Origin of the sequence: Acinetobacter sp. CFCC 10889 (assembly GCF_003268395.1) — a bacterium.
GTDB lineage: Bacteria > Pseudomonadota > Gammaproteobacteria > Pseudomonadales > Moraxellaceae > Acinetobacter.
Genome location: NZ_LQXQ01000075.1, coordinates 1 through 13,645, shown reverse-complemented (window position 1 = coordinate 13,645; position 13,645 = coordinate 1). Strand labels below are relative to the sequence as shown.

Sequence of the window (13,645 nt, the reverse complement as noted above, 5' to 3'; positions counted from 1 at the left end):
CCCCATCGGCGTGATAGCTCAGTAGGTAGAGCAACGGATTGAAAATCCGTGTGTCCCCAGTTCGATCCTGGGTCTCGCCACCATATTTGAAAAAGCTCTAAATGAAAATTTAGAGCTTTTTTTTTGTTTAAAATTTTGAAAATATCGTAAAAGCACTGGGTTGTTCATAAATTTCATCACCGTGCCATTTATCTTTTTCATACTGAAGCGTGTACAGAATGCTTTATATTGTTAGACAATATGGCTTATCTCGCATTAAATTATGCGTATATTAAACCTAAATGAGAACTACGTCACAAATATAGAAGAATGAAAGATTTATTTTCGACAGGAAGTCAGCTTTACCAACAAGCTCGACCTAGCTATCCGCAAGCTGTAGTACAGGAAATACTCCAGTATGTTCCTGCGAAAAATTTTGCTTGGGATGCGGGTGCAGGCTCAGGGCAGTTTACTCAATTATTAGCCCCATATTTTGATCATATTGTGGCAACGGATATTAGCGAGCAACAATTACAACTCGCGCCTTATTTTGAAAATGTCAGTTATCAAGTTCAAGCAGCAGAACAAACTTCCTTTGCAGACAAAAGTTTTGATCTCATTACAGTGGCACAGGCGATCCATTGGTTTGATTTTGAAAAATTTTATAAAGAAGTCTATCGCACACTAAAACCTACAGGATTATTAGCAGTTATTGGTTATGGCATGATTGATGTGCAACATACTGAAATTAATCGACAAATTCAAATGCTATATTTTGAAACTTTAAAAGGATATTGGGATGTAGAGCGGCATTATATTGATGAAGCTTATACAACGATTCCATTTCCCTTTGAGGAAATTGCAGTCACATCCTTAAAAATGCAGTATCAATGGACGGCTGCACAACTATTAAAATACTTATCTACTTGGTCTGCGGTGAAGCATTATCAAGATAAAAATAATGCCAGCCCTTTGGTGGCATTGGCTGAAATTTTAAGTCAGCAAGAAGCTGATTTAACAATTGAATTTCCGATTCTATTGCGCTTGGGGCGTTTAAAAGCAAAAAAGTCGAAAAGAAATAAGAGAATTTTAGGCATTCTTTAGTTGTTAAACTTTGAATCAAGCCTTTAGCTCAGGCTGCTAATCTAGCAGAATTACACTTTATTTTATTGATAAAAAGTAGTCATTAAGATGGCGTTGTATTTATTTATGATTGTGAATTGTCTATTGCATAAAATCGATGAATTAATTTTTTTTGTGAATGATTCGGTGATTTTATCAGCAATAATTTCAGGCATAATAACTCAGTAATAAAAACAAAAAATAGGAAAAAATATGCATCAAATGGAATTTGATTACATCATTATTGGTGGTGGCAGCGCAGGCTGTGTTTTGGCAAGTCGATTATCAGAAGATCCTGAGATCACCGTATGCTTATTGGAAGCGGGTGGAGGAGGTGATGGTTGGAAAGTCGAAGTGCCGTGTGCTGCGGTGATCAGTATCCCAACTAAAATCAACAATTGGGCATTTGAAACTGTTCCACAAAAAGGCTTGAATGGGCGTAAAGGTTATCAACCTCGTGGTAAATGCTTAGGTGGTTCATCTGCGATTAATGCGATGGTCTATATTCGTGGCAATGCACAGGATTATGATCATTGGGCGGCTTTGGGAAATTCGGGTTGGTCCTATCAAGAAGTTTTGCCCTATTTTATAAAATCTGAAAATAATCAACGTATTCACAACGCCTATCATGGTAATGATGGTCCATTATCTGTCACTGATTTACAAAGTGAAAATCCACTACAGGCACATTATTTGGCTGCGGCAAAAGAACAAGGTTATCCGATTTTAGATGATTTTAATGGTGCTGAACAAGAAGGTTTAGGTGTTTACCAAGTTACACATATTAATGGTGAGCGGTGTAGTGCAGCGAGAGCCTATTTATTTCCGCATTTACAACGAGCAAATTTAACCGTTGAAATCCATGCACAGACGCAACGGGTTCTGATTGAAAATGGTGTGGCGGTTGGGGTGGAATATCGACAAAATGGTCAAGTCAAGCAGATCCGTGCCCGCCGTGAAGTGTTATTGAGTGCAGGGGCGATACAGTCACCGCAAATCTTGATGTTATCAGGTGTGGGGGAGCAGCAAGAGCTGATGCAACATGGCATTGAAGTGAAAAAGCATCTGCCGGGTGTGGGTAAGAATTTTCATGATCATCCTGATTTTATTTTTGCTTATAAAGTAGATGCAATTACAGGCACTTTTGGATTGTCGCTAAAAGGTTCATTGGATTTGTGGCAGCAGATCAAGCGTTATCGCAAAGAGCGTAAAGGCTTGATTACGACCAATTTTGCGGAATGTGGTGGTTTTATTAAAAGTTCTGCTGAGCAAACTTTGCCAAATTTGCAACTGCATTTTGTGGTGGCATTGGTGGATAATCATGCCCGAACGATGCACATGGGGCATGGTATTTCCTGTCATGTTTGTCTACTCAATCCGAAAAGTCGTGGTTCTATTCAGCTCAGTGGTGCGAGTATTGATGATCCTTTGTTGATTGATCCAAATTTTTATGATGATGAGTCTGATTTAGAGGAAATGGTCAAAGGTTTTAAATTAACCAAAACTTTGATGGAATCTCAGGCATTTAAGGACATAATTAAAAAAGACTTATTTACTGCCAATGTGCAAAGTGATGAGGAGATTCGCCATATTCTCAGAGAGCGTTCAGATACGGTTTATCATCCTGTCGGCAGTTGTAAGATGGGCAATGACGCAATGGCAGTGGTAGATGCGCGTCTGCGTGTGTATGGCATACAGCGTTTACGTGTGGTTGATGCTTCGATTATGCCAACTGTAGTGAATGGTAATACCAATGCACCTGTGATTATGATTGCTGAAAAGGCAGTCGATATGATTCGAGAGGATTGGACGATAAAATAGTATTTATATTTGATGAGAAAGAGAATAAAGAAACGAGAGATGTTTTATGACAAGACTGAGTATTAATGTAAATAAAATTGCTTTGATCAGAAATGCACGAGGAACAGATTTTCCGAATCTTACTCATTTTGTCGAAGATTTGCTGAAATTGGGTGTGCAGGGAATTACAGTGCACCCAAGACCTGATCAAAGACATATTAAATATCAAGATGTTTATGATCTTTCGGATCTTATTCAACGCTATCCACATGTTGAACTAAATGTAGAGGGTTATCCAGACAAGGATTTTTTGAATTTAATCAAAAATGTTAAACCTCATCAATGTACGTTGGTACCTGATACACCTTCTCAGTTAACCTCAGACCATGGATGGCATGGTAATGATTTTCAATTTCTTCAATCTGTCGTTAAAGAGCTTAGACAATTTCAAACTCGACTAGCTTTGTTTTTAGAGCCAAACTGTAATGATGTGTTATGGGTGAAAGATTTGGATATTGATGCAATTGAAATTTATACTGAACATTATGCGAGCCAAACAGGGCAAAAAGAAAAGGAATTAGCAATTCAGTCAATTTTGGAAACATCTTTGGCTGCTAAAAAATATGGTCTAGTGGTAAATGCAGGGCATGATTTAAACTTAAATAATTTGGGTTTACTTTTAGAGCATTGTGATATTGCAGAAGTGTCGATTGGACAAGCATTTACAGTTGAATGTATTTATTATGGTTTAAATGAAGTGCTCAAAAGATACCATGAGATATGTCTAAAATAATTTAAAATTTGATTAAAAAATGCCCGCAAGGGCATTTTTTATTTCTACAATAGATTTATGAATAATAGGTAAAAAATTCAAATGATTGTTAGGATTTCAGAAAGTTGTCGTCTCGATTTTTGTTGCCAATTATTATGAGTTGGGTATCCAATCACAATGATGATCACAGGTAGTTCATTGTTAGAAAGAGAAAACTCTTGTGTTATTTTGACTGCATCAAATCCACCAAGTGCACATGAGCCTAATCCCATATCTTGTGCTGCCAACATTAAAGTCATTGCTGCAAGTGATGCTGAACGTATGGCTTCATCTCGCTGTAATATTATATTGTTTTCAAGTGTTGTTGTGGCTTGTGCTACCCATGATTCAGCGATTTTTTGCTCGATAATATTGGCTGAAACGCTAGATTGAAGAACTTGTTGAAGTTGCTGATAGCCGTCCAATTGTCCGCAAATAATAAACGCAACAGAAGCATCTATGATTTTTTGTTGATTAAAGGCAGCAGATTTTAGTTGTCTCTTGGCATCTTCTGATTGTACTGCAATGAAGCGCCAGTTTTGCATGTTATAGGCTGTGGGTGCTTTTGTAGCAAGATTAACTAAGGTATTAATAGTATCTTGATTTAAAGGGTGATTAGGTTGGAAATGATTAATAGATGTTCTTGTATTGATGAGTTGTTGTACTGAAGTTGCCATATTTAGTCCTGATGTAAACATGAAAAGTAAATGGATATTATTGTTGACGTATGGTTGTCCATTGCACCAAAAAGACACTGATTAAAACAATAATGAGACCGAGTAGTGCCGTTCCTGTTAATGATTGGGAGAGGAAAATCCAACCCAATACAATTGCGGTGAGTGGGCTTAATAAACCAAGGGAGGCAACCGCAACGGTAGGTAGCTGTGATATACCTCGAAACCAAAGTACATAAGCAATTAAAGCACCTGCGAAACTGAGATAACTATAAGCAGACCATTCTTTAAAACCTAAAATAGGTAGAGGTGAATCTATGAGCCATGCCAATGGGCATAGCATTAATCCACCGATTATAAGTTGCCATCCTGTGAGGGATAAAAGAGATAGATTTAATTGCCAATACTGAGTAAACCAAACACCTGCTGCCATACAGATTGCCCCTAAAAGTGCAGCAGCAATGCCAATTGGTTCAAAGATGGTTTGTGGTGAGAGCAATAGAAGAGCCATGCCAAATACACCTACGATTGCAGAGCACAATGTTATTTTTTTGGGTGAATAACCATGTGCAACCCAAATTAATATCATCACAATTAAGGGTTGAATTGATCCTAATACAGCTGCTAATCCTCCAGGGAGACGGTAAGCAGCGATAAATAAAAGTGCTTGAAAAATACCAATATTCAGTGCTGCAAGAATGAATAAGTGCCACCAATTTTGACGAGAGGGAAACTCTCGTGTAAATAAGATGAGTAAAATTCCTGCGGGTAGCACCCTGATGAAAGCTGAAGTAAAGGGGCGATCAGAAGGCAAAAACTCAGATGTAATAATGTAAGTTGAGCCCCAGATCATTGGAGCAATTGCTGTGAATATGATGTCTTGCCAGCGAAATGTTGTAGATGTGGTTGGCATGGTCTTGTAATTTATCTTGAATTAAAGATAATATATCTTATCTAGTAAAATATCTTGAAGTCAAGACAAATGAAGCATGAGTATAATTCACAATATGGTGATAGTGTTGATAGCATTTTGAAACAATGGAATAAGGAGCGTCCAGATCTTGATGTCAGTCCTATGGGGGTTATAGGGCGTATAAAACGCTGTGCAATGTATTTGGAGCAGCAAATAGAATCTGGCTTGGCACAGTTTGAACTGAGTCTTTGGGAATTTGATATGTTGGCTACATTACGCCGTTCAGGTCATCCGTATTGTATGAGTCCAACAGAGTTATTTTCTACACTTATGGTGACATCAGGTACGATGACACATCGTTTGAAACGTTTGGAGGGTAGAAATCTGATTGAAAGAGTTAAAAATCCTGAAGATTCTCGTAGTTCACTTGTACAGCTTACAAATGAGGGATTTGAACTGATTAATCTCGCTGTTGAGAAACATGTGGAGAATGAGCGAACAATACTTGCTGAATTGCCAAAAGAAGTATCGGGAAGTCTAGATGTTCAGCTTTCTATATTACTTAAAACATTGGAAAGGTGTTCAGATCAGACTTAAGCATTGGATATGTAATATTTGGTAAGTAATCAATTTTTATAAAAAATATGATCACTTAAAACTATGAATATTGAAGATCCTTGTATTAATACATGTTCTTCTCCAAGGGTAATTTACATTTTTTAAAGTTACGGAAGATACGAACAGCATTATAAACAGGCGTATACTGCACAGACATCGGGAGTAATTATGTCTGACACAGTTGAGTCTACAGCGTATATCGAAAATGGTACACGTCCGTTCTATGCCATTTTATTGTCGCTATTTTTAGCAGGATTTGCTGTATTTTCATCTTTATACTGCGTACAGCCGATGATGCCATTTTTGGCAAAATTTTTTCAGATTACACCGACACACAGCAGTTTTCCACTGTCATTTTCCACCATCGCTTTGGCTTTAGGTTTGTTATTTGCAGGCTTAATTTCAGATCGTTTTGGTCGAAAACGAATCATGGCAATTGCGCTTTTTTCCACAGCCAGTTTGCTGTTGATCAGTTCATTTTTACCTTATTGGGAAATCTTTCTTGCCACACGGATGATGATCGGTTTGGCAGTCAGTGGTGTTGCTTCGGTGGCGATGACCTATATCGGTGAAGAAATTGCCGAAAAAGATGTTGGCTTTGCCATGGGCTTATATATCTCAGGGACTGCGATAGGTGGCATGGGTGGGCGTTTGATTGCTGGGGTATTGTTGGATTTTATTTCGTGGCAAACAGCAACGCTGATTATCGGTGTGTTGAATCTGTTGATTGCGGTGGTGTTTTATATCGCTTTGCCGAGTTCAAAACATTTCAAAGCCTACCCAATTCAGTTATCACGCTTTGTAGAATCTTTTAAGAAAAATTTAGCAGATCGCAAACTGCGCTTATTGTTTATGGAAGGTTTTATTCTCATGGGCTGTTTTGTGACAGTCTTTAATTACATGAGCTATCACTTGTTAGAGAAGCCTTTTGAGCTGTCACAAACTTGGATTGGTTTAATTTCGATTGCTTATTTATCTGGGATTTATAGTTCACCTCGTGCTGCGAGTTGGAGTCGAAAATTTGGACGGGATAGAGTTCTGATTGCGATGTTTTGTACAATGATCTTGGGTTTATGGATCATGCTGATTCCATCACTGTGGGTGATTTTACTGGGTTTATTGATTTTTACATTTTCATTCTTTGCAGCACATTCGACTTCAAGCAGTTGGGTCTCGGTACAGTCTTTGCAATATCGTGCGGTTGGTTCTTCCCTATATTTATTTTGCTATTACTTAGGCTCAAGTATTTTGGGCAGTGCTAATGGCATCGTGTGGGAAAATTATGGATGGTTTGGACTGACGTTGACCATCACAGTTGTCTTATGCATCGGTGTATTGGTCGCAGTGAAACTCAATCGAATGCAGAAAAGTAGCGAAATAAAAGAATAAAGCTGTGAATGGATGATATTTCAATGCACAGCTTCATTTTGAATACATTTAATTTTTAAGATTTTGTTGAATAAATTCAATACTACTTTTTTTCAATTGTTCCAATGCTTCGGCTTCAACAGGATAATGGCTACCTTTGGGCAACATAACCACTTGATGCGGTACAGATAAGCGTTCAAGTACAGGTTGGCTATATGCTAATGGTGTCCAATGATCTTCAGCAGGTTGTGTTAAAAGTACAGGACATTGGGTGAAGCTAGATAAATTATATTTCGGTTTATAATTCATATAGCTGTTTAAAAATTTGATCGACATGGTATTACCTGCTGAAGTATTGTCATTCAGCATGATTTTTAAAGCTTGTGGGTCATTGGTTAAGGCATACATTTTAGAGACTAAAGACATGGGTAAAGGCATATAACCGACAGGTGTTTTAGCAGAAATTTGCATACTTGGTAGGATAATTGGGCTGAGTGGGCTAAAGCGCATTGTGCCTTTTTTGACTGCCAACCGTTGTTGGTCTAAGAAGGTCATACCAATAATCCCTTTGACATTTTTATTTTGCATCGCCACATGCATGGTCAGCATTCCTCCAGCAGATAGACCATAGAGAAAAATCGGGCGATCATCTTTTTTCGCTTCATTATCAATAAAATCACTAACCAATTGCACCCAATCATCATAACGAATAGCGCCTTTTGAGGGATATTGCGTCAACCCATAGCCTGGTAAGTCTAAAGCCATTGTTTCATAGCCTGCTTCTGCCAAAGGATGACCTAAAATCAAACTGAGCTGTCGTCCATTGGTTCCGACACCATGTAACAAAATGATTTTTGCTGGTGCATTGGGCTGTGGGTAAAAGTCAACATGAACATTGTTTTTTTGCCATTGCCAAAAATATTCTTGAGGTTGGTTATTTTCATTGAGTTGATAGGCTTCTGGTAAACGTTCTTGTAACTTTTTCCATGCTTGCTGGCTTTTATAAAATTTTTCTTTGGGTGGCACAGCCCAACCTAATGTTTGAAAAAACACAAGAAAGGAGATCAAGATACGTTTTAAAAACATGACGCAGTTCTCATTTTTATTTTGTGCTAGAGTAGTATGATTTGTAAGCTGATCAATTTGCAAAAAGTATTATTTATTTGTTTTTAAATGATCAAAAATGCTAATTTGGAATTTTATATATTGATTTATAAATTCTTTTTTAATTTTATAAAATCCACCATTTGTCGGAAAAATGGTGAGAAAATGCAATTGGGATAAGATTTTTAAGAATTTTACAACTTTTTAATGCTGTATAAATTATAATCAAGCAACATGAATAGAATTCATGGTAAAATGATCGACTTTCATCTTCAATCAGATTTTATCTGAGATCAGATCTTCCATCTGCCAGCCGAGAATTGCTAGCCATGTCTACCGCTTATACTATGCAGACTGCGCCTAAAGCGCTGTTTGATTACGACAAATATTGGGCATCGTGTTTTGATCCTGCACCATTTTTGCCGATGTCACGTGAAGAAATGGATTTACTCGGTTGGGACAGTTGTGACTTTATTTTAGTCTGTGGTGATGCTTATATTGACCATCCATCATTCTGCTCTGGTATTATCGGGCGAACTTTAGAGGCGCAAGGCTTCCGTGTTGGCATTATTGCACAACCCGATTGGACGTCTGCTGAAGCATTCAAGGTTTTAGGTAAGCCAAATATTGCTTGGGGTGTGACCGCAGGGAATATGGATTCGATGATCAACCGTTATACGGCTGACCGTAAAATCCGTTCAGATGATGCCTATTCTCCAGACAATCAACCGAATAAACGCCCAGACCGTGCTGCAACGGTGTACTGCCAGCGTTGTCGTGAAGCATTCCCAGATGTGCCTGTATTACTTGGCGGGATTGAAGCATCTTTACGTCGTATTGCGCACTATGATTACTGGTCAGACAAAGTTCGCCGTTCAGTATTGATGGACTCAAAAGCCGATTTGTTGATGTACGGAAATGGTGAACGCTCAATCGTAGAAGTGATGCATCGCCTTGCCAAAGGGCAAAAAATCCATGAAATCACCGATGTTCGTGGGACTGCATTTATTGTTAATAAAAATAATCGTGCTTCTAAAGCACAATTTGTCGAAATCGCATCCAATGATGTTGATGCAATTGGTCGTGTCGACCCAATTATCAACCCTTATGTGATGACTGAGGATTTGGATGGTTGTGAAATTGAACAGGGTAAAGGCAATTCTTTAACCCAATATCAAAATTTCCAAAAAGAATTGGTGGCAAATCCGATTGTCCGTGAAGGTGACAATCTAGATGAAAACACTCAAATCGTTCAGCTTCAACCTGCATCAAAAGCCATTAAACACAAATTGCCACCACGTGAGTTGGCGGTGATCCGTTTGCCTGCTTTTGAGGACGTCGCAGAAGATCCAGTTCTATATGCACATGCCAACCGTATTCTTCATCTTGAAACCAATCCTGGCAATGCCCGTGCAATGGTGCAAAAACATGGTGAACGAGATGTGTGGCTGAATGCGCCACCGATTCCATTGACCACTGAAGAAATGGATTATGTGTTTGACTTGCCTTATGCACGTCTACCACATCCTGCTTATGGTGAAGCGCGTTTCCCTGCATTTGACATGATAAAATTTTCTGTGAATATCATGCGTGGTTGTTTTGGTGGTTGTACGTTCTGTTCGATCACAGAGCACGAAGGTCGTATTATCCAAAACCGTTCGGAAGAATCGATTTTACGTGAAGTGGAAAAAATCCGTGATACCGCACCAGGCTTTACAGGTATCATTTCAGACTTAGGTGGTCCAACGGCAAACATGTATCGTTTGGCATGTAAAGATCCTGAAATTGAAAAGAATTGTCGTAAGCCATCCTGTGTATTTCCAGGTGTGTGTCAAAACTTACATACCGACCATGCACCATTGACTCAGTTATATCGTAAAGCACGTGCATTAAAAGGTATTAAAAAGATTCTGATCGGTTCAGGTCTACGTTATGACCTTGCTGTACTGAATCCTGAATATGTCAAAGAGTTGGTACAGCATCATGTTGGTGGTTATTTAAAAATTGCGCCCGAACATACCGAAAAAGGTCCATTGTCGAAGATGATGAAACCGGGGATTGGGACGTATGATCGCTTTAAACAAATGTTTGACCGTTTCAGTAAAGAAGCAGGAAAAGAACAATATTTAATTCCATATTTCATCGCAGCGCATCCAGGTACGACTGATTATGACATGATGAATCTGGCAATTTGGCTCAAAAAAAATGGTTTCCGTGCTGATCAGGTTCAGACCTTTTATCCATCGCCTATGGCAACAGCAACGACGATGTATTACACGGGTAAAAATCCATTGGCTAAAGTAGCACGTTATACTGAAGACGTGGATATTGTGAAAGGTGACAAGCGCCGCCGTATTCATAAAGCATTCTTACGTTATCATGATCCAAACAACTGGCCTTTACTGCGTGATGCTTTAAAGGAAATGGGGCGTCAGGACTTAATTGGTAACTCAAAGCAGCATTTGATTCCGACTTATCAGCCTGCGGGTAGTGCCGATGGTCAATATCAATCTGCACGTAAGAAAAATTCAACAGTAGATGGTGACTCACAAAAACGTAATGGCGAACAGGGTAATCGAACCAAAGCAGCTCAAGGTCAGAGCCGCCCATCGAATACCAAAAAACGTCCTGAACGTGGTCAGATTTTGACGCAACATACAGGTTTACCGCCACGTGAAACGGGTGATAAAAAACCGTTTGGTGGTAATGGTAAAGGAAAGTCTAAGCCGAAGAATAGAGCTTAAATCTTATTTACGATTTGAATTGAGAGAGGATGCTGAGGCATCCTTTTTTTATTGCTTTCAATTTAAGCAAAAGTTATATTTAAACTTCCTTTTAAGGACTTTGATGTCCTTTACTTAAAATAATATGACAGAAAATGCACCAACTTATACAGCGGAAGAACTTGCTAGAATAGAAGAATTTGAAGCTCCCTATCTACAAAAAATTGCAGAAAGAGGAATTACTCAAAATGACATTGATGCATTAAATACGATTAATCATCAAGTTTTAGCAACCAAAAAGCAAAACAAAGATGACATTATTTTATGGCTTCTTAAACATAGTAATTTTGCCACTGAAGACTATATTGATCCCTATATTTTTAGCCAATATTTAAGAAAAAATAATATTGAAATTGAGCGACCTTTATGGATTGCACCAAATAATAGAATGGGGAACTATCACAATGATTTTTCAGTAGATAATAAGTATCATATATTTGATTTTAAAATAGGTGGGAATGATGCAGCACCTGATTGGAAATGGTATGAAACACAAGATTATTATTTTCCAGAATTCAAAATCTATAATGATGTTTATATAAGATATTTTGATGGAACATGTGAACTTTGGAATTATCCTGAAGAACAATTTCCACCTGTTTATGAACATAGCACTTTATATGATGAACATACACATAAAATTTATATTACGGGTGGGTTGGGTTCGGGGGATCGGCAACGTCAAAATATCACCGAAATTTATGCGTTAGATTTAGAAACAAAGGATATTCAAAAGATTGAAGCTTCGGGTGAGTCTCCTCCATGTTTGCATAGTCATAAAGTTAAAATATGGAATCGTGATTTAATTGAAATGAGAGATGGATATATTCTTCACAAAGGTATTGCGATTAAGAATGTGTATGTGTGGTATTTTAATTTAAAAACAAAAACATGGTTAAAGCAAGAGTCTGAAAAATATCAACATTGGATTATTCAATCAGATCAGAGAGAAGAGTTATTCTTAAAAATTTCTCAAGATATTTTAAAAATGGAAGAGGAAAAATTTTATTCAGCTGAATTTATTGAAGAGCATAAAGCACATATATTCAAAGATTATAAATATCAACCGAAGTATCAGCTCTATCCACAGTTATATTATGCTCACGAAGATATATATGTATCTAAAATAGAGGATTTTCCATATCTTAATATAATTCATCAATGTATTTTACATGGTCAAGTCTATCATTGTTTTGAAGAATATAATCGGCTTGAGGTCGTATTTGGGGTATCTGCAACAGAAGAATTTCAACAGTTTATTATCAATGACTTAAAATCTAAACTTAAACAAATTTCAGGTCATGATGTTATAGCTGAAAAAGTGATGGACTAAATCACTTTACATCGTTTGAATGTGTGATGCTTGCTTTAAATCTAAGCAAAAGTTATATTTAAACTTCCTTTTAAGGACTTTGATGTCCTTTACTTAAAATAATATGACAAATAGCAAAAGTGAAAATGACTTTGATTGTGAAGAAATAGATGAAAGCGTTTATTCTTATCAAGATGATCAACAACGTATAAAAGAACATTTGACGAGCCGAAGGATTACACAAGCTGATATTGATTTTTTAAAGTTAAAAAAATCAAGCAAAATAAATGAAAAGCAAAGATGGACTGAAGAAATTTTCATTTGGTTAATTCAATGTGAAGTTTTATGGTCTTATGAAATTCTTGAATATTTTAACAAACAAGATATTCATATTCATATCAATCAGTTGCCATGGACACCTGCCCATTTACGCTTACAAAACTATGCACATATTTATAATACAAGAGGAAAAAGTATTTTAAGAATGTACATTGGTGGAAATACGGCAGCTGCTGATGCAGCATGGTATACAACCGAAGATTACTATTTTCCTGATTTTGATATTTATAATGATGTGACAATAAAATATTTGGATGGAACATGTGAGCTTTGGAATTATCCTGAAGAACAATTTCCACCTGTTTATGCACACAGTACCATTTATGATAAAAATACGCATAAAACCTATATTACGGGTGGTTTAGGTTCGGGTGATCGGCAACGTCAAAATGTCACCGAAATTTATGTGTTAGATTTAGAAACAAAGGATATTCAGAAAATTGAAGCTTTAGGTGAATCTCCTCCCTGTTTACATGATCACAATACTAAAATATGGAATCATGATTTAATTGAAATAAAAGGTGGATATATTCTTCACAAAGGTATTGCGATTAAGAACATGTATGTGTGGTATTTTAATTTAAAAACTCAAACATGGTTAAAGCAAGAATCTGAACAATATCAACAATGGGTAATTACACCTGAAATAGGGAGATATTTATCATTTTATGATTATCGAGTTTTGATTAAATATGAAAAAGAAGATCCTCAAAGTTTAGCTGGATATTTAGAAAACCTTTTTAATAATAATATTTGTGTAAAGGATTATAATCTGTATTCAAGACTATATTGTCCTGTTGATGAGATGTATTACTCTAAAAC

General features: G+C 37.1%; 11 protein-coding genes and 1 tRNA gene. 9 read left to right on the top strand and 3 right to left on the bottom strand.

Translation table 11 applies throughout. The features are described 5' to 3' along the window. Positions 1 to 7 precede the first annotated feature (7 nt). The 4 genes from AVJ19_RS18765 to AVJ19_RS18750 all read left to right on the top strand — a co-directional run bounded on the left by AVJ19_RS18765 (position 8) and on the right by AVJ19_RS18750 (position 3,694). Positions 8 to 83, top strand: a tRNA-Phe gene (locus AVJ19_RS18765). A gap of 226 nt (positions 84 to 309) precedes the next feature. Continuing rightward, complete coding sequence (locus tag AVJ19_RS18760; RefSeq protein WP_111861122.1) at positions 310 to 1,083, top strand: class I SAM-dependent methyltransferase; 774 nt, start codon at positions 310 to 312, stop codon at positions 1,081 to 1,083. A 231-nt stretch (positions 1,084 to 1,314) separates the two neighbouring features. Then, entirely contained in the window at positions 1,315 to 2,922 is a 1,608-nt protein-coding gene (locus AVJ19_RS18755; protein WP_111861121.1) for a GMC family oxidoreductase, read from the top strand. Between the two features lie 46 nt (positions 2,923 to 2,968). After that, a complete protein-coding gene (locus tag AVJ19_RS18750; RefSeq protein WP_111861120.1) occupies positions 2,969 to 3,694 on the top strand; it encodes a pyridoxine 5'-phosphate synthase in 726 nt (241 codons plus the stop codon). 77 nt (positions 3,695 to 3,771) lie between these two features. Here the strand turns inward: AVJ19_RS18750 and AVJ19_RS18745 are convergent, their stop codons facing one another. Further along, positions 3,772 to 4,389 carry a nitroreductase family protein gene (locus AVJ19_RS18745; protein WP_111861119.1) on the bottom strand — a complete coding sequence of 206 codons (618 nt, stop codon included), beginning with the start codon at positions 4,387 to 4,389 and terminating at the stop codon, positions 3,772 to 3,774. 37 nt (positions 4,390 to 4,426) lie between these two features. After that, on the bottom strand, positions 4,427 to 5,299 hold the full coding sequence (locus AVJ19_RS18740; RefSeq protein WP_111861118.1) for an EamA family transporter: 873 nt from the start codon (positions 5,297 to 5,299) through the stop codon (positions 4,427 to 4,429). 69 nt (positions 5,300 to 5,368) lie between these two features. On the opposite strand from AVJ19_RS18740, the gene AVJ19_RS18735 reads away from it, so the two are divergent. Continuing rightward, positions 5,369 to 5,896 carry a MarR family winged helix-turn-helix transcriptional regulator gene (locus AVJ19_RS18735; protein ID WP_111861117.1) on the top strand — a complete coding sequence of 176 codons (528 nt, stop codon included), beginning with the start codon at positions 5,369 to 5,371 and terminating at the stop codon, positions 5,894 to 5,896. A gap of 189 nt (positions 5,897 to 6,085) precedes the next feature. Next, positions 6,086 to 7,306, top strand: a complete 1,221-nt coding sequence (locus tag AVJ19_RS18730) for an MFS transporter (RefSeq protein ID WP_111861116.1) — start codon at positions 6,086 to 6,088, stop codon at positions 7,304 to 7,306. A gap of 48 nt (positions 7,307 to 7,354) precedes the next feature. Here the strand turns inward: AVJ19_RS18730 and AVJ19_RS18725 are convergent, their stop codons facing one another. Then, positions 7,355 to 8,371 carry an alpha/beta hydrolase gene (locus AVJ19_RS18725; RefSeq protein ID WP_111861115.1) on the bottom strand — a complete coding sequence of 339 codons (1,017 nt, stop codon included), beginning with the start codon at positions 8,369 to 8,371 and terminating at the stop codon, positions 7,355 to 7,357. Positions 8,372 to 8,718: 347 nt separating this feature from the next. Between AVJ19_RS18725 and AVJ19_RS18720 the strand changes: the two genes are divergently transcribed. The 3 genes from AVJ19_RS18720 to AVJ19_RS18710 form a co-directional block, all read left to right on the top strand. Next, positions 8,719 to 11,133, top strand: a complete 2,415-nt coding sequence (locus AVJ19_RS18720; protein WP_111861114.1) for a YgiQ family radical SAM protein — start codon at positions 8,719 to 8,721, stop codon at positions 11,131 to 11,133. Between the two features lie 124 nt (positions 11,134 to 11,257). Then, positions 11,258 to 12,505 (top strand): kelch repeat-containing protein, encoded by a 1,248-nt coding sequence (locus tag AVJ19_RS18715; protein WP_111861113.1) that lies wholly within the window; start codon positions 11,258 to 11,260, stop codon positions 12,503 to 12,505. 103 nt (positions 12,506 to 12,608) lie between these two features. After that, a partial coding sequence (locus AVJ19_RS18710) for a hypothetical protein (protein WP_213067261.1) occupies positions 12,609 to 13,645 on the top strand: 1,037 nt, incomplete at its 3' end.